The sequence below is a fragment of the Lactococcus sp. genome, assembly GCF_036648155.1.
Lineage (GTDB): Bacteria > Bacillota > Bacilli > Lactobacillales > Streptococcaceae > Lactococcus > Lactococcus cremoris.
The window spans coordinates 26,975-45,069 of the sequence record NZ_JAVXIY010000002.1; the positions used below are offsets into that span (position 1 = coordinate 26,975).

Annotated in this window: 17 protein-coding genes and 2 pseudogenes; 5 read left to right on the top strand and 14 right to left on the bottom strand. The window is 30.0% G+C overall.

Annotated features, from left to right (window positions below; all coding sequences use genetic code 11):
* Window positions 1-70: 70 nt before the first annotated feature.
* The 8 genes and pseudogenes from RSC39_RS01985 to RSC39_RS02020 form a co-directional block, all read right to left on the bottom strand.
* Window positions 71-700 (bottom strand): response regulator transcription factor, encoded by a 630-nt coding sequence (locus RSC39_RS01985; protein ID WP_332534722.1) that lies wholly within the window; start codon window positions 698-700, stop codon window positions 71-73.
* A gap of 27 nt (window positions 701-727) precedes the next feature.
* A complete protein-coding gene (locus tag RSC39_RS01990) occupies window positions 728-1,726 on the bottom strand; it encodes a sensor histidine kinase (protein ID WP_011835468.1) in 999 nt (332 codons plus the stop codon).
* Window positions 1,723-2,349, bottom strand: coding sequence for a cell wall-active antibiotics response protein LiaF (gene liaF, locus RSC39_RS01995; protein WP_332534725.1), 627 nt, complete (start codon window positions 2,347-2,349; stop codon window positions 1,723-1,725). The genes RSC39_RS01990 and liaF overlap by 4 nt, the downstream gene beginning before the upstream one ends.
* Before the next feature lie 146 nt (window positions 2,350-2,495).
* Window positions 2,496-2,588, bottom strand: a pseudogene (locus RSC39_RS02000) (aromatic ring hydroxylase); the annotation flags it as partial.
* A 351-nt stretch (window positions 2,589-2,939) separates the two neighbouring features.
* A complete protein-coding gene (locus RSC39_RS02005; protein ID WP_017864379.1) occupies window positions 2,940-3,107 on the bottom strand; it encodes a hypothetical protein in 168 nt (55 codons plus the stop codon).
* A 391-nt stretch (window positions 3,108-3,498) separates the two neighbouring features.
* Window positions 3,499-4,332 (bottom strand): VOC family protein, encoded by an 834-nt coding sequence (locus RSC39_RS02010; RefSeq protein WP_011835471.1) that lies wholly within the window; start codon window positions 4,330-4,332, stop codon window positions 3,499-3,501.
* 331 nt (window positions 4,333-4,663) lie between these two features.
* Entirely contained in the window at window positions 4,664-5,938 is a 1,275-nt protein-coding gene (locus RSC39_RS02015; protein WP_332534729.1) for a CHAP domain-containing protein, read from the bottom strand.
* 216 nt (window positions 5,939-6,154) lie between these two features.
* On the bottom strand, window positions 6,155-6,730 hold the full coding sequence (locus RSC39_RS02020; protein WP_332534731.1) for an NADPH-dependent F420 reductase: 576 nt from the start codon (window positions 6,728-6,730) through the stop codon (window positions 6,155-6,157).
* A gap of 845 nt (window positions 6,731-7,575) precedes the next feature.
* On the opposite strand from RSC39_RS02020, the gene RSC39_RS02025 reads away from it, so the two are divergent.
* From RSC39_RS02025 to RSC39_RS02045, 5 genes are read left to right on the top strand one after another with little or no spacing between them, the layout of a single operon-like run.
* On the top strand, window positions 7,576-8,355 hold the full coding sequence (locus RSC39_RS02025) for an iron-siderophore ABC transporter substrate-binding protein (protein ID WP_332535133.1): 780 nt from the start codon (window positions 7,576-7,578) through the stop codon (window positions 8,353-8,355).
* An 18-nt stretch (window positions 8,356-8,373) separates the two neighbouring features.
* Window positions 8,374-9,360 (top strand): iron ABC transporter permease, encoded by a 987-nt coding sequence (locus tag RSC39_RS02030; RefSeq protein WP_017864375.1) that lies wholly within the window; start codon window positions 8,374-8,376, stop codon window positions 9,358-9,360.
* Window positions 9,361-10,398, top strand: a complete 1,038-nt coding sequence (locus tag RSC39_RS02035) for an iron ABC transporter permease (RefSeq protein ID WP_332534734.1) — start codon at window positions 9,361-9,363, stop codon at window positions 10,396-10,398.
* Window positions 10,382-11,131 (top strand): alpha/beta hydrolase-fold protein, encoded by a 750-nt coding sequence (locus RSC39_RS02040; RefSeq protein WP_017864373.1) that lies wholly within the window; start codon window positions 10,382-10,384, stop codon window positions 11,129-11,131. The genes RSC39_RS02035 and RSC39_RS02040 overlap by 17 nt, the downstream gene beginning before the upstream one ends.
* An 18-nt stretch (window positions 11,132-11,149) precedes the next feature.
* Entirely contained in the window at window positions 11,150-11,929 is a 780-nt protein-coding gene (locus RSC39_RS02045; protein WP_332534737.1) for an ABC transporter ATP-binding protein, read from the top strand.
* Between the two features lie 479 nt (window positions 11,930-12,408).
* On the opposite strand, the pseudogene RSC39_RS02050 reads toward RSC39_RS02045, so the two are convergent.
* The 6 genes and pseudogenes from RSC39_RS02050 to RSC39_RS02075 form a co-directional block, all read right to left on the bottom strand.
* Window positions 12,409-12,501, bottom strand: a pseudogene (locus tag RSC39_RS02050) (aromatic ring hydroxylase); the annotation flags it as partial.
* Between the two features lie 646 nt (window positions 12,502-13,147).
* The gene (locus RSC39_RS02055) at window positions 13,148-14,020 is read right to left on the bottom strand and encodes a hypothetical protein (protein WP_332534739.1); all 873 of its coding nucleotides are present in this window, start codon (window positions 14,018-14,020) and stop codon (window positions 13,148-13,150) included.
* Window positions 14,021-14,342: 322 nt separating this feature from the next.
* The gene (locus RSC39_RS02060; RefSeq protein ID WP_332534741.1) at window positions 14,343-14,528 is read right to left on the bottom strand and encodes a restriction endonuclease subunit R; all 186 of its coding nucleotides are present in this window, start codon (window positions 14,526-14,528) and stop codon (window positions 14,343-14,345) included.
* Window positions 14,529-15,264: 736 nt separating this feature from the next.
* On the bottom strand, window positions 15,265-17,166 hold the full coding sequence (locus RSC39_RS02065; protein WP_332534743.1) for a hypothetical protein: 1,902 nt from the start codon (window positions 17,164-17,166) through the stop codon (window positions 15,265-15,267).
* A gap of 109 nt (window positions 17,167-17,275) precedes the next feature.
* Window positions 17,276-17,647: a tyrosine-type recombinase/integrase gene (locus tag RSC39_RS02070; protein ID WP_058220273.1), complete on the bottom strand. Its 372-nt coding sequence runs from the start codon at window positions 17,645-17,647 to the stop codon at window positions 17,276-17,278.
* Window positions 17,648-17,834: 187 nt separating this feature from the next.
* Complete coding sequence (locus RSC39_RS02075; protein ID WP_332535135.1) at window positions 17,835-17,957, bottom strand: hypothetical protein; 123 nt, start codon at window positions 17,955-17,957, stop codon at window positions 17,835-17,837.
* Window positions 17,958-18,095: the final 138 nt, after the last annotated feature.

Here is an 18,095-nt window from a genome sequence, read left to right on the forward strand (position 1 = left end):
TTATTTTTCACTCTAGATTTATTTGTTCATTTTTAATTATATCATAAAACCAACTTGTTTTTCCTCAAGTTCAAACTAAATGATGTTGAATGGCGTAAATAGTAGCTTGCGTGCGGTCCGAAACTTCAAGTTTATTGAATATATTTGAAACATGTGTTTTTACTGTTTTTAAACTGATAAAAAGTTCGTCAGCAATTTCTTGATTGGAAAGTCCTGTGGCAAGAACTTTGAGTACTTCTAATTCTCTTTTAGATAAGTCATCATAGAGTTCATGCTTGCGATGCTTTTGTTGGGCAATTTTTTCTTTGACCGCGTCAGACAAAACGTCTTCGCCATTGGCAACTTTTCTGATTGCCATTGCAATTTCTGCGGCTTGTGAAGTTTTAAGAATATATCCTTTTGCTCCTGCAGCCAGAGCTGGAAAAACTTTTTCATCATCAATAAAACTTGTCAAAATCAAAATTTTTCGATCAGGATTTTTGGCTAAAATCTTCTGAGTTGCCCCAATGCCATCAAGTCTGTCCATTACCAAATCCATGAGAATGACATCTGGGTCAAGCAATTCTGTTTTTAAAAAACCTGACTCGCCATCGGCAGCTTCACCAACCACTTCAATATCGGGTTGGATATTCATAAAACTTGATAAACCAAGGCGCACCATCTGGTGGTCATCTACAATTAAAAGTTTGATTTTTTCCATTTTGTTCTTTCTAAATATCTTTCATTTTTAAAGACTCGGCTTAGCTTTGGGAATAATAATCTCAACAGTGGTTCCCGAACCAGGCGCTGAAATCACTTTAGCATCTCCACCAATTAAAAGCGCTCGCTCTTTAATATTCGCTAAACCATAGCTCGCTGTTTTATCACTCGTTGAAACATCAAATCCAACTCCATCGTCAGCAATTTTCAAGAAAATATTTTCTTGGGTTTCTCTTAAAGATACTTCAATGTGTTCGGCTTGCGAATGACGCAAAGTATTCGATAAAATCTCCTGAGCCATTCGAAAAAGGTTGTCCTCAATATTACTTGTTGCTTCAATATCAGCTAATTTAACAGTAATATTTGCTGATATTTTTGCTTGCAATTCGTCTGTCAGTGCTGACAAGCCTTCTGCTAAACTCTTACCATCTAATTCTACAGGTCTAAGATGCAATAAGAGCGCCCGCATTTCGTTTTGAGCCGAATGAAGGACTTTCAAAACTAATTGAGTTTGTGTTTCGATTTGCTCTTTACTCAAGCTTTGGGTGGAACCAGCCACCGAAGATAAAATCATCGTTGCTGCAAATAGTTCCTGACTGACAGAATCATGGAGTTCTCGTGAAATCCTTTTTCTTTCTAATTCAATAATTTCAGCCTTGTCAGCAGATTTTTGCTTCGAGAGTTCTTGGAGTTCTGCCGACATATTCATAATTTTATCATGAACAGCTTGTAATTCAGGAGATTCGGGCTGCTGATTTTCTTCTAATAGCTTGATGTCATCTTGAAACTTTTGTTGAATACTCATGTTTTCAACATGATTAAACAAGGTAAAAATCAGCGCAAGTAATCCTGCAACTGATATAAATATCCATAAACCATAGAAATTATCACGAAGTTCTCTAATAATATTAGCGGTATTTAGACCACCTAAAGGTTGTCCACTATTCATCATTATGAATAGAAGAAGATACATAATAAGGATGATACTAAAAACTGCTAAAAAGGTTGTGAAAAGCGATTTTTTCATCCTCTAATCACCTCAATATTTCCTGAACCAACACGAATAGTTATTTTTATCCGTTTTTCTGCCTGATCTAAATTGTCACTAAAATAATGGATGTTACCTGCATTAATTTGTGCTGCCTCATCAAAAATCTTAATCAAACCAGCATTCGTTGTCAAATCAAGCGATACACCTACATTTTCTGGGACAATAATTTTGGTATTCCCTGTCATTTTTTTAATAGAAAGGCTATTGCCAGAAGGTTTAAACGTAACATCATCCAAATCAATGATATCATTTTGATTTTCATTCATGACTGACTCAGGTTCATCTTGAGAAATATCTTCGTAAGAAAAACTTCCTCCTCCTTCTCGTGGATTATTTTTCCAAAAAACGATGCAAACAATTGCCGGAAAAACAATGGCTAACCAAAACCAGCCAACTGTGAAGAGAATCATTACCGATATTGCCCAAAAAATGAAACTTATGATACGTAATACACGCGCACGTGAACGAGTCGCCAATATCGTAAAGAGGATAGCTAAGGCAAGCACTACCCACATCCGCGGTGTACTAATCACATGAAAAATCAATCCTAATACAATAAAAATTTCTATAATAAAGATTGCTTTCAATTTTTTATTCATAAGTCTATTGTATCAAAAAATATAGCAATTTTTATCGGACTTAAGACTTAATTTTTACTTAATTATTAGTGACGGAATATCTGTCAGTCATTTTATCAGAAAAAAACTTTCCTTAGTAAAATTACTAAAGAAAGCTTTATTTATGTTTATCGAATCCCCAAAGCAATACGGGCGTAGCGGCTCATTTTATCTACTGTCCAAGCTGGATGGTTTTTGAAAGTTATTTTTTATTTGTTGTTATACCAATGATTATAGGCTAGTAAACTTTAAAAGTCAAGCAATATGTGGTATGGACTGTCTACTGAATGTACTATAAATCAGATTATAAAACACTCTTACTTTTTACCTAAAATTGGTTTAAGTTTTTCATGTAAAACACCTTCAATCATTGCAATATAACCAGCTCTAGGAAATTCTTTTTGACTATCTATCAAAGTAAACCTGTGTCATGTAATAAGTAATATCCGACTTCGTCTTTCTACTTTCACCATTTATTTTAAAACAAAATCAGATTTATAACTCGCTCAAAAATAAAGTAAAATTCTTGTATTTATATTATTAATATTTGCACGCGCCTTCCAATTTTATTCCTATAATTTTGGTGTATTTCTGCTAATAACCATAAAACTAATGGATAAAATTATAAATAATATACCTAATAAGAAAATAGTGTGTTGACTTTGTCCAAATATCAAAAATATAAGACCTGCAATAAAAAAACAAATACTTGCTATTTGATATAACTGTTTATCTTTCATAAATCATCTCCTTCAAATGTCAGACTATAATGTAATATATTATAACAAAATTCACTAAAAGCCAAACGTGCAAACCCTAATTATCTCGTATTATTCAAAAATAAATTTTGTTTAGATTGTCTTATTATTTAGTTTTTATTTTAATAGATTTAATTATGACTTAATAGCACTTTTGAAGTAGGAATATTTTATGAAATCTTTATTGATATAGGATCAATCATTGTATTTTGTTATGTCATTGCTATGCTTAGCCTCTTCTTGTTCAGCATGGCTATTGAGGCACTATATAGTTAGTGCTACTTTTTCATAGTTAAGTTTTGGATTCACCACTGTTGTATAAGAGAGATAAAATAAGAAGTTCAATAAATAATTTTTTTGAATGATAAATATACTATATTTTTTTAAATAGAATAAGTTTCGATCCAACATGATCTTCTATAGAGATTGAGTTTTCATCATCTTTAAATGGAATACCTTTCTCTATTATTCTTTGTGAAATTGAGTCATAGTAATCTTTAGATACTTCTAATTCCCATTTTAATATACCATTTTCTAATAAATTTCTTTTATTTATATTTTCACCCTCCCAAATATTTGTGGCAAAATGATGATGATAGTGATTCTGAGAATAAAAGTGAGCCGTATCCCCGACAAATGATACCAAATCGGTATTTAATAGCTCATTAAAAAATTCATCTGATTTAGCAATTGAATTACCCGTGAAATGCAGATGACCAATTTTCATATTTTTAGGATAATCTAAATGGTTATTTTTTTGATCTAATAAAGCTTGAACATCAACTGGTAAAGTCCCCATTTTAACTTTACCATCTTCCCAAATCCACTCAGTAGAGTCTCTATCGTGATATAGCTCTATGCCATTTCCCTCTGGATCATTAATATAAAATGATTCACTTACTAAATGATCTCCAGCTCCTATTGGATAATTGTTTTTAATAATTCTATCTACTATTGTCGCCTTTGACGATACATCAGGAAACAATATTGCATAGTGAAATAAACCTGCTGTATTTTTCTTTCTAAGTCTACCTCCAAATTCCAGAGTGAGAAAAGCTTCTTCATTTTCCCTGAAAGCGTAAGAAACACTACTATCAGTCTCACTTATCACATGAAATTGTAGTAGATTCTCATAAAAATTTCGCATTACAGAAATATTAGAAGCTCTCAGTGTTATTTTCTTTATAATAAATGGTTTTGTATCCATATCAAGTCCTTCAATTCTTTATCTATTATTTATAAGTATATCAATTAAATTTTTTTAAGTAAAGAAAATCGTTTACAACCGTAAACGTAAAAGCCTTTCCAACCTGAGAACGCTTATTTTTATAACAACAAAGTGTACAAAGCATATTATCTGATTTCACCTTCTTATTTGTTTCATTTTGTTATTTAGGAGGATTATTGCCGTTTAATAAGTATTCTAGTTACACTTGCAAATTAATTTAAGCAATACCTATAATTCTTTGAATAGAAAAAAACATTTAGGATGTGAGATAAATTCCATATCCTAAATGTTTTTTATTTAAATATTAATCTTAAACATGTATAAAGCCATAGTTTGCATCACTTATTTTTACTGTACTGGTTGTGTTGAAATAACCATTCCCTAGGTCAATAGCCTCTCCGATCACCATTGTTCCTGCTGCTTTGTTTACACTCTCAACGACTGCCACATGCCCATAGCTTCCACCTCGAACATTCGGTCCAAATACTGCTATGGTAGATCCTGCTACAGGATTATTATCAACTGTAAATCCATCTGCACTTGCTGAAGCCGCCCAGTCTTCACCATTACCCCAGTAATCTCCGACACGGCTCCCCATTACGGATTTAACATAAAAAGTACAAGTTGGTGCTACATAAGTTCCAGGATTGGTTCCATAGTGTGTTGATGGGATAGTATATCCGCTAGAAATATTGATACTAGGACTAGGTGTAGGTGTACTATTTTTGTTGATATCTGTGTCAGTTGAACTCACCTCTTTTGATGGCGTAGCTGGGTTTACATTAGGTGTTGAACTTGAAGAAACGGTCTTATCTTCCGCACTAGCTGTTGAAACACTTGAAGACACTGCCGTCTTCGGCATTTGAATGATTGGAGCTGCATTAGCTTTTGCTACAGCTGCTGCTGCTGCCTTTGTTTTATTAGCTTGTTCAGTTGCCGCTTTTTCCGCTGCTACTTTTTGAGCTTCTAATTCTTGCTTTTTATCTTGTGCAGTTGTGATGGTCAATTGATAGTTTAACTGAGCAACTTTAAGTTGAGCTTCCTGCCCAGCAAGATCATTAGTTTGTTTGGTTAAATCATTTTCCGCGGCGACCATTATGCCATCATTTTTTTGATTTTCTGCTAATTTAGCTTGAACAGCTTGGATATCTTTTTGTTGCTGATCAAGCATATTTTTATTAGCGGATGTCACTGTAGCCATAGCAGTTACTTTTTGGATCGCATCAGATAATGATTTTGAATTAACAACTGCATCTAAGTAACCAGTAGTTGAACTATTTACTTGTGCGCTACGTGCTTGAGCTTGTAGCGAAGAATTACGTTCGTTAATATTTTGGCGTAACGTGGAAACTTGGGCATTGAGTTTTTTTCCTTCTACCTTGAGCTTCTCCATTTTGTTCTTTAGATCAGCTTGTTTTGCTTGAATAGAACCAATTTTTGATTGAATGTTATCAACTTGTTTCTGAGCCTGAGCTTGTGCGGATTGGGCACTAGAAATCGTTGCATCCTGCTTTGCTATATCCGAGTTAGTATCAGCATTAACACCTGAAATAGGAGCTACTGCAGACAAAATGACTGTAGACATTAGAATAGCGGACAATATATTTTTTTTCATCATATGTTTTTTTCTTTCTTTAACTTTATGATAATAGTTCGGTTGAATAAAAGTATTATACTATCATTTAACCAACAGCGTGTTGCTTAACTATTACAATAAGAGTTATTTTTATGTCTTTCATAACTTTCACTCATCAGACTTTTATAATATAAGTTTATCTATCATTTTAATTTTTTAAAGATACTATTCGAATAAACCAAAACCGTTTTGCCATGAAATTTTATCTGAACCAGCTAATGAAATTTGTAAGAAACCTAACGACTCTAGCTCACGAGCTCGTTTGAGTGAACCGACATCTAAAAGATTTAAATTACTTCCATCAAGCGTTTTAATTACTTTTTCTTTAGCTTCTTCATTATCTCCTGCTAATAATACTGTTGTTGGGTGTTCTCCACCAACGTTTTTAGTAGATAATGTATTAGCAAAATTAGTGTTAAATCCCTTGATGACGAAAGATTCTGGTAGTAAAGTAGATATAATCCCCGCTGCAGAAGAATCCGATGGCACGACTAAATCATCAAAAGTTTCAAAATTAACAGGGTTTGTTATGTCAATAATAGTTTTACCTCTAAGCTCATCTTTATATAACTCAACAATGCTAGAGACTGCTGAATAAGGTACAGCAAAAATAATAATTTCTCCTAAATATTGTTTCGTAGTTTTTGTTGTAATGTAATTCACAACATTACCAGTCTCGGCAAAATTTCCTCCTATAGCTTGTCCCATATTTTCTTTGCCAAAAATCGTTATATTTACCATATTAGTCTCCTTTGTATAAGAAAAGATTTTATCTATTTTTTATAATATTAATAGAATTTTTTTATTTTTAATGATAATCAGTATAACAATATAATAAATAGATGTAAAAGGATATGTTTACAAGTGTAAATTAAATTTCAAAATCTTCATTTCTTATATTAAGGAAAATTTTATAACGGTACTATGATATGTTATAGAGAACTTCTGTTGCATCATGCATTACATAATTGTTTTCATAGAATACAAATTATCATGATTTGGCTGTTTTTTTATAGAGTAAATGATATATAATTTATGTTTTACTATCTATAACTTAAGAATATATTGTTATGCATTAAATACTACTCTGCATTTATTAAAAAGCTATATGTAATTATAAAAATGATTAAAATTTTAGCTCATTTATAATGAATACGCTATTATATTAAAAATTATTACCTTTAATAACCAAAGAAAAAATGTCAAAAACTATTTACATTTTATAAAAAAATAGCTATACTTAAATAGATATAATAATATCATGTGGAAAGTATGAAAAATTAAAACAGTTGTCACTAATTAAAACTCTTATAATTATTTATACTTTTTACTCTGCTATACATTAACAAAACTATTTTATTTATATATATTTTTTTGGAATAGTTTCAAAATCGGAAACATTAGGAGGTTTCTATGAAAAAAAATTTTTTATTTTTAGTATTCTTTTATTATCTGTATTCCTATCTGGCTGCTCTCAGACCAAAAATACAGATAATAAATCTAAAAATACTTCTCAAACAAAAACGACTTCAAACATTATTAATTATCTAAATAAAAATTATACTGTTAAAGCGCCAACTTCAAAAATTGTAACAGCAAGTTTTGAATCAATGGAGGATGCTGTTGCCCTCAATTTTCATCCTATTGGAGCTGTAACAATATCTGAAGAAATGCCAGGGTATCTAAAGAATAAATTAGGAAAAGGCGTTGCTAATATCGGAGATAAATTTGGCCCAAATGTTGAATCAGTTGCTGCATTAAAACCTGATATTATATTAGGGAGTACTAAATTTGATGAAAAAGTAACTAGTAATTTGACCAAAATTGCACCTACAATTAATGTTTCACATAAATCTGATGATTGGGAAAAAAACTTGATGCTGATGGGAACTTTAACAGGTAAACTTGAAAAAGCTAAAAATTTAATTTCAAATTATGAGAAGGATCTAAAAGATTTCAAAAAAAATAATCCTGAAATAACTAATAAAAAAATAATGATTATTCGGATAAGGGAAGGTGAATTATGTATCTATGGAGAAGATTTTTACTATAATCCTATGCTTTATAAAGACTTAGGGTTCTCAATGCCTAAAGAACTTGATGCTGTTAAAGGTCAAACAACGATTTCTAAAGAGCAGCTTTCAAAAATTAATAGTGATATTATTCTTGTGCAATTTATGGCTTCTGAAAATAAAGGCTTCCCAAATGCCTTAAAAGATTTAAAAAATGACACCTTGTGGAAAAATATTCCTGCAGTAGCTAAAGATAATGTATTTTATAATGTTGTTGATGGTGGTTATCAGGGCGGTACATACTTAAGTAAGGAAGTGATGCTAAAAGCTCTTAATGAAAAAGTTTTTAAATAGAAAGAAAAAATATTAGATATGAAGTTTAAGTATGTATTATGGACTGTAACTGCTCTAATTTTACTAATAATCTTCGGATTTCTTTCGCTTACCTTTGGAATGAAAAATTCACTAGTAGTTTTTTTAGAAGTTATAGTAAATTATGATAAGACCAATCCAGAGCATATTATTTTCATTTCCCACCTCGCTCGTGTCTTAGTTGCTGTTTCGGTTGGGGCAAGCTTAGCACTTGCAGGCTTTATAATGCAATTACAATATAAAAATGATTTAGCCGATCCTACTTTGATGGGAGTAAGTGATGGATCAGCGTTGGCTATTGTTATTGGAATGATTTTTATGCCTAATTTAACAATGCTAGGACGCATCATTTTTTCGGTCATTGGTTCTTTTTTGGCTTATATCATCATATCGTATATTTATAAAATAGTATTTTTAGGTCAGTCTCGTCTAACTTTTCCTCTGATTGGGATTGTGATTAGTATGCTGTTAAGTAGTATGACTACATTCTTGGTAAGTTATTATAATATAGCTCAATCCGTGAACTCTTGGTATAATAGCCGGCTTTATCGCGTTTCATTTTCTGACGTTGTCTATTTTTGGCCAATACTGTTACTTCTAATTTTTTTAATAGTTTTACTGAGAAAGCAGATGGATATTTATTCTTATGGCCATTCAATTACAACGTCCATAGGAATGGAAAGGATACACTGGGAAAATTTTTATAGTGTCTGTGTTGTAATATTAACAGGAGTAAGTGTCGCTATTGTAGGAAGAATTGCTTTTGTAGGATTAGTTATTCCCCATATAGTCAAGTTATCAATTGGCAAAAAATATGCTGCATCCGTTTTCTTTGTCCCACTTACTGGAGGAATATTTGTACTCATGAGCGATTACCTTTCAAGATATATAAATTATCCTTTTGAAACTCCAATTGGTGTTGTTATTGCTTTAGTAGGAGTCCCAATATTTTTATATCTGATTAGGAGAGGAGCAACGGTTCATTAAATGAAAAAGTATTTTGTATTATTTTGTATAATAGGAATTTTGATTATGTCTTGCTACTATTCCCTTATTTCCGGAACTTACCATATCTCAAATGATCAGTTAATAGGGTCATTATTTGAGCAAAATACAGACTCACAAACATTGTTAATTTTGTGGAATTTTAGAATACCTAGACTAGTGGTATCCGCATTAGTTGGAGGTTCATTAGCTATTGCTGGTTATATTTTACAAACATTAACTAGAAATCCTATTGCTGATGCTGGATTATTAGGAATTAACTCTGGCGCAGCTTTTGGAAGTGTGTTTTACTATTTCATTGTTGGAAGCTATTTTATTGACGGAAAAGAGCTGCAAAATATATCTTTAATTATATTTGGAATTTTAGGAGCACTATCTGCACTTTTACTAAATTTTTCACTTTCTATGAGCACTTCAGGAATTAGTATCTCTAGATTTATTCTAAATGGCATCGGAATTAACATGGGTTTCTCTGCCATGACTACATATTTTTCTTTAAAAATTAGTAATGATGACTATTCTCGTGTAAATGACTGGCTACAAGGATCAATTAGTCAATCAAATTGGGCATCAATTCGCCAGATTTTTCCCTGGATCTTAATAGCTTTTATTTTGCTTTTATTCTCTCAAAAGCATTTAGAATTACTACGCTATTCAGACTCTCACTTGCGAAATATTGGTTTTTCAATAAGTTATTGGCGCTTATTTTTTATAATACTTGCGTCAATTCTTATATGTGTCAGCGTACTATCCGCTGGTAATGTAGCTTTTGTAGGGCTAATCGTTCCTTATATAACATTAAAATTTTTCAAGCGTAGCTCTAAATTACTCATTCCTGCTATATTTATCAATGGAATGAGCTTAGTTACCCTTTGTGATACATTTGTAAAAAATATATTTGCACCAAATGAATTACCTTTAAACTCAATGATAGGATTAATCGGGATTCCCTATTTAATTTTAATTTTTATAAATAACTCTAACAGAGTCGGAGGAAAAAAATTTGAAAAAAGTTATTAAAAAAATAGGAGAATATTATTTAGACATTTACTATCCAACAGTTATAGCTGAAGGAACTAAACTACCTATTTTATATGTTTTAGATGGTGATGCTTTTGCATTAACAATTTCAGAAGCCGTCAAGTTACAAACTAGAAATTCTAAAAAAACAGGTGTTAAACCAATGGTTATTGTTGGAATTGGTTACCATAACTCTTCTCCTTTTGATAGAGAGAAAAGATTTATTGATTTTACACCACCTAAAATCCACGAGGATAATCCTGCTGACATCAGGTTTGGTATGCCTAAAGGTGGAGGAATCGATAGTTTCATAAACACATTCATACAAATTCATGAAGTAATAAAGAATGACTTTTTTATTGATAAAAAACATGTAGGTATTTTTGGTCATTCATTAGGAGGCCTTTGTGTTTTAGAGTTACTTTTAAGAGAAAAGATATCATTTTTAACTGATTTTTTAGCCGTTAGTCCCTCATTATGGTGGGATAAAAATGAATATTTTAATAAGATTAGCCTGTATGATAAATCTAGGTTATGTAAAAAAAGAGTGATAATAAGTGTTGGGTCTGATGAGGGAGATATGGTAGAACTGTCAAAACAAGCTTTCAAGTTAGTTACTTCATCTAATTTTATTAAATCTTGTGAACACTATATCATAGAAGATGAAAACCATATGTCCGTTGTATTTACTGTAATCAGTCGCTACCTCCGGTGGTTCTCAGCTACATTTTAAAATTTAGGGGGATTCATTTTGAAAGACGAAGCACTTTTAGCACATAATTTGACGTTAAGTTATCAAAAAAAAATAATTATAGATTCACTAGATATTTCATTTCTGAAAAACCATATATCAGTTATCATTGGCCCTAATGGTTGTGGAAAGTCTACTTTACTCAAGGGTTTAGGGAGAATATTAAAACATGATGGTGATATTCTCTTAAACAACAAAAATATATTAGAACTATCAACTAAAGAAATTGCAAAACAATTAGCTTTTCTCCCACAAGATTCTATATCACCAGAAGATTCAACAGTTAGAGAAATTGTTGCATTAGGTCGCTATCCTTATCAAGGAATATTTCAAAAAAAGACTGAAGCAGATGAGGAAATAATTGATAATGTTTTAAATGAAACTGGTTTAAAATCAATTGCTAATGAAAACATTCAAACATTATCAGGAGGACAAAAACAAAGAGTTTGGATTGCCATGGCATTATGCCAACAGACACAAGTAATATTATTAGACGAACCAACAACTTATTTAGATTTAGGTCATCAGCTAGAGATACTAAATCTCCTAAAAGAGTTAAATATAAAGAAGGGGATAACCATCATTATGGTATTACATGATTTAAACTTAGCCGCAAGATTCTCAGATTATATGATTGCGATGAAATCTGGAGCAGTTATTTATCAAGGAAAACCCAACGACGTAATGACTCCCGAAATTTTAGCAGACCTTTTTGGAATTAAGGCTTTCATGGGTAAGGACCCTATTGATAAAACTCCAATTTGTTTAAGATTTGAATAAATTATTTTGAAGTTACTATTGCTATATAGTGTTGTGATATCTTAATTTTTCTAAAAAATAGAACTTTGTTCTTAATTAATAGCTATACAAAAAATTTTTAAATGCTAATCATACCAAAGAGTAGTACTTTTTAAACTTTTTATTTTTGATTCAATTAATTATTAATAAACAACCTATGCGCTACATACTTTTTTATTAAAAAAAGTATCATATGTATAAACAAATATATAAAAAATACCATGTACCACATAGTATTTTTTTTAGACTACTTTTTATTATATTCCCTTGAATAGTTGAGAGATAGATGGACAAAAGCGCGTGCCACACCCTAAATTAATTGATATTTGAAGACAAAGTTTAGAATACATTTATATAAAGGATGTATTAATCCACCCAAATCTTTTTATATACAAATATTTGACATTAGTCCAGTCTTTACTACCCCTATCAAAACAGCCATAAATTCAGTGATAGAAATCCTATCGAATCCCTAAAGCAATACGGGCATAACGACTCATTTTATCAACTGTCCATGCCGGATGGTTTTTGAAAGTTATTTTTTATTTGTTGTTATACCAATGATTATAGGCTAGTAAACTTTAAAAGTCAAGTAATATGTGGCTTGGACCATCTACTAAATGTACTATAAATCAACCTATAAAATACCTTCAATCGTTGCAATGTAACTGGCTCTAGGAAATTTTTATGATTATCTATCAAAGTAAACCTGTGTCATGTAATAAGTAATATCCGATTTCGTCTTTTTAACTTTCACCATTGCCATTTTTTTTAAAACAAAATCAGATTTACAACTCGCTCAAAAATAAAGTAAAATTCTTGTATTTATATTATTAATATTTACAAGCCAATTTTAGTTGTATTATTTTGGGGTATTTTTGTTAATAGCCAGTGAAATAATCTCTAATGTTATAAAAATATAAGACCTACAAAAAATAATTACTTGCCAGCTGAGTATCCCTTGATATCAAATTTGGAAAATTATGCTTTATTTTAAATATGAAACTGCTCTACTCGAAAAAATTTTTTACAATTCTTATTTTAATTCAAGTGAACATTTTATATTTTTGAAAAGTACATATCTTAGGATCGTATCAAGATCCACTTTGCTAACTTAAAAATGTTGCAGCTATGATTATACATTTTAAGCATTTTTTAATACACTGGTATATTTGATAGTTGAAATGCTTTTCTAAATATTTATTTAACCTCAATGATCTGAATACCTTCATTTGGCATTTCATTTTCAAGGAATGACCAATTACTAATATAATAATATTTAAATACAAATTCTTTAATTTGACAACCTTTTTCTCCTTTTGACTTATCGCTTATTCTTTTCAGGAAATTATAATATAAATGATCATTAATTCCATCTTCAGATAGATTTAAAAACTGAATTTTTGATTTACCACCAGGAATTATTAAGGAGCTACGAGTTTGAAACACTTCGAATGATACTAATAGTTCTTCTACGATCTGACGCATAGCAGAATATAATGGATTACCATTAGGAGAAATCCCGTTTTGATCGTAAAAACCGAGTATTTGCGATTCTTTATAAGAAGCAATTGGCCAATTGTATTCATCTATATGAGATCCGCCATCTTTATTAGCTATGAATAATACAATATCTCTACGAGAAATGTATTCTTTTGGTCGTGAAAAAACAATTTGCTGCCACCATTGTTGTAAAGGTAAAAAAACTTCTGAAATAACATTATAAGAACTATCTCGGCGCTTGTTAAACACTCCCTTACTCCCTAATGGCATGTAAGAAGATCCTTTACTGTTAGTTGACAACACCAATAAATCCCACGAAGTTAGTAAATTATTGGGAGAGAAGATACCGGTGGGTGAGTGCCAAACTTTGAATTTTTTTACTAAATCCAGTTGATTTAGTAAAGAGTTTGAATTTTGGGTTTGGTGTATTAAAACACGAACTTGTGTAGCCATTGGTAGAGCCATCTCAGCCATTCCAGAGTCAAAACTTTTTGCATACTCACGAAGTAATTTTATCTGAGTATCTAATTTTTTTTGTTTTTCTTTTTTTGATAGTTTCTGTTTAGACATATAGTCCTCCACTTTATATTTATTATATTATTTAATATGAAAACATACCTTATATAAAATTTTTTTGTAAGTACCCTTTTTTCTGCTCTTACAACAAATTCAACTGTCGCTGATGAAGTGTGATAGCATCATCAAGTTGATTGAACAAAGCACCAATTTTTCTGTTCATCAAAATTTGGAACATTTAAAACTAGATTATTTACTATTGAGCCAGATAAATTTCCTTGTCCACCTTGTAAATATTTATCATTTATATTTTGCTTTTATAACTTTAACCACTGCATTATAAAATGAGAATCATATCCGTCACATGGCTTAATTACTAACATAGCTTGGTTAATTGCACCATTGTATTCAATGTTAATTTATAAGCATTAATTTCATTAAGAACCTCACGCCAGTGTCCTTCTAAAACCTTAATAGGGACATAAGATAAATCTTTACGATAGCTCCATCCTTCTGCTTCTAGTTTTTTGATCAAAGCAGCTTCAAATTTTGCTTCTGCCATTCCATTTTCTCCCTCTCAATAATGCACGATTTTTGTTATCTTTATTTTACCAGTTTATATGAATTTTATGTGAAATTTTATTAGATGATAACTTTATAATTGATAATATATGATATAAAATAATAAATAATATTAAATCATTTTTTTATGCTATTTGTCTTTTATATATAATAATAAATAAGTTATCAAAAAAACCTATGTAATACATACGTTTTTATCAGTTTTTTAATTAAAAAAATTATCATATGGATAAACAAATATATAAAAAATACCATGTACCATATAGTATTTTTTTTCGACTACTTTTTTTATATTTTTTAAATAGTTGGGCGAAACATGGTTATTTACAAACAATTGAATATAAATGGACAAAAACGCGTGCAATATTCTAAATTAATTGATGTTTGAAGACAATGTTTAGAGTATTCTTACAAGACTAATAATCCAAAACGTCTTAGTGATCAAAATGTAGAAAACCCCAAAAATATCTCACCTTCTGTCTAATTATTTGACATTAGTCCAAAAAAGATACTTTGTTTAATTTTGAACATAAAGTATCCTTTTAATAATATTGGTCTATTTGGATAATGATAAATCAACGTCCGTGATTGATATTTATTACAAAAGTATCTGTCTGACAATGAACTTTATAGCATCATCAATATAAGAAGGAAGATTTGTAGACCATTTAAAATATAACTTATAAATTTATAATTGTTATTTTATTATTTTAAGTTTAATTTCTCTTGTAACAGTCCAATTCTTCATTTATTCTAACAGTAAATAATATCAGAATCATAAGCAGTTCCAAGTAATAACTCTTATAATCACTGTCTTGTTTTTTCCCGTAGCTACCATGAGTAATCTTGTTTCGAATTGCCAATGCATTGCTAAATTTTTTATTATCCATTATATATGAAATATAATCACTCTCTTGTTCAGAAAATAAAGTGTTGCTATATTTAACATTTCCTGTCATACTTTCTTCCTCAATAACTTTTAAATCTGATTCAGACAGGTATAGGGTAGATAAATAACCTTTCTCCCACAACAAGTAATAAAAACTTATACTTGTAGGATTTGTAAATCTTATTTGGTTAACCAAATTAATATACAAAACTTTATTCTCTATAAGAGAATCTATCACTTTCTTCTGATACTCATAGAAGTCATTAATCGAAATTCCATATTCAACATACTCATAGAAATTCTTCCTATCTTTTTTCTTTTCTGGGAATGATAAATTCGATTGGCTGTTAAATATTAATTTACAAAAATTTAGCTTTTCTTCTGAATCAAAATAGACAAATTTTTTTTCACTCAATGATTTAATTTCTTGATAATTAGTATTTTTTGAATCCAATTCAAAAACATCAGAATCAATTTCACCATATCTCTGAATAAAATCAAATTGTTTTAATAAACTATCTAGCTCTGGAATTAATAGTTTACATCTTTCATAATAAGTATAGTTTTTTGAACTTGCGTTAAAGAAAAAATCAGGAAAGCCATACTCAGACTTTAAATGTTCATTGTAATAAAAAGCGAAAACTTCTTCCAAATCAATTTTTAGGAAAGTTAAATAATCAAAATACGCTAATAAAGAAAGCATATAAAAATTTTTTTGGTATTCAGATATGAGTGTTTGCTTATACGCATAATTTGATTTAGTTTGAAATATCTCTAACAAACCACCATGTTCATAAGGTGAATCAATCATAGAAAATTGAAAAAATTGGTTAAAAAAACCAAAAAAATAAATAAAATTATTCAAAATTGTAGGGTAATCATGTTCTTCATCAATCCAATCTTTAGATAACAAAAATTGTAAATCTCTAGAACCTTCTCGCACAATTTCAAAGTCTGTTTTTAAGCCCTCTTTAAGACCTACTGCCATTTTCCAAGATACTCCATTTTTTAGAGACATCGTCTTTTCAGTTTGTTCTATTCTTTTCTTTCTTGCTTTTGAAATTATTCTTGAATCAAGTTTATGTTCATGATGTAAGCTCCAATATGAAATTCGCTCTAAGTAATTAATATTGGCTTCATCAAGTTCACAATATCTCCTAGCCCAGTCATTTATTTCTTCATCAGATAAGTTATCTGGTAAATAAATGTTTTGAATATTAGGAGAATCATATTTATCAAGAAAAACCTCAAAGTAAACAGGATTTGACAATAGTTTCTTCTTAAAAAACAATTTATACTTTTCACATATTTTTTGCTGTTCTAATAATAAGTGAAACGGTATTTTATATCCATCAATTATTTTCTCGAAATCAACATATTCTGTCCTCTTTATTATGTTGAACCAAACAAATATATCCCAGAAATCTGATTGATATTGGAAGTACAAATCACTATATTCTGTCATATATTCTGATAATTCTCTTTTACCGAAATATTCGTTTAATAGTCGGTGACAACTTTTTCTACATTCAGAAATTTTTTCTGATGTCCTTTTCTTAAAAAATTCCAAATCCAAAAACTTTAACACATTATATATCTCAATTGCTTCATTAAGAGTATTGATTATAGGATTTAAAATAAAGTCATTGATAAAAGTCTCTACGTTACTTAAATTTAATTCAGTTGATAAATCATTTTCGCCATAGAACTTAATCCAATTATTTTTCATTCTTTAAATCACCCTTCATAGTCTATAGTTTTAGTATACCAAGTTTTAATGAAAATTGTACTTCTATAATGTCTGCAATGGCGAGAAATCAAATGTGTCAAACTCATTATTATAATATACAAGCTAAATATTTGTCAGATATATCATCATCTGTGATTGAAATCAATTCATTTGCCCTTATTCCTGTATCAAAAAGTAAAGCAATGATTGCACGATTACGGAAAGAAAGATATTTATTAGTGTTCCACACTCTCAGCATTCTCTTAACCTCAGCATCATTAAAATGAATCAATACATCTTTAGTTTCTTTTAAGAACTTGATTTTTTCAATAGGTGATTTATGTATTAGTTCTTCATCTAAAACATAGTTCCAAAACGCTTTATGAGATTTTAATATAGCATTGATATAAGAAGGCTTTAAATCGTCATTTAACAGCTTGTTAATGAACGTTTTATAATCTCTTGGTGATATATATATCAATTTGAGGTCTCAGAATGGCTTTAAATTTGCTTAAGTGAGCCTTATAGTTTTGTCAGAGTAATTTTTTATCTTTAAGTCTAAAAAATACTCTTTTAATATTGTATCTAATTGCATAAGAAAAACGCCCTTTCTACTAGCACTAGAAAGAACGTTTTTAGTAAATATTACTAAATAGAACACCTAAACCTTATTTTTTAAGGTTATAAAAGGCTGCCAATCCTTTATATACAGCGATTCCCCCAAGTTGGTCTTCAATTCTCAAAAGTTGATTATACTTGCTGATAAGGTTTGTATCGGGTTTTAAATAGATTCTGAACTACGTTCAAAGCCTGTTCTATGTTTAAAAATAGTCTAGCAAAATAAAAAATATTTGTCTAGTATGTTAAAGCAGAGACCAGATAAAAAGTAATTGTATTTTTACATACAATTATAAATAGAAGAAAGTTTG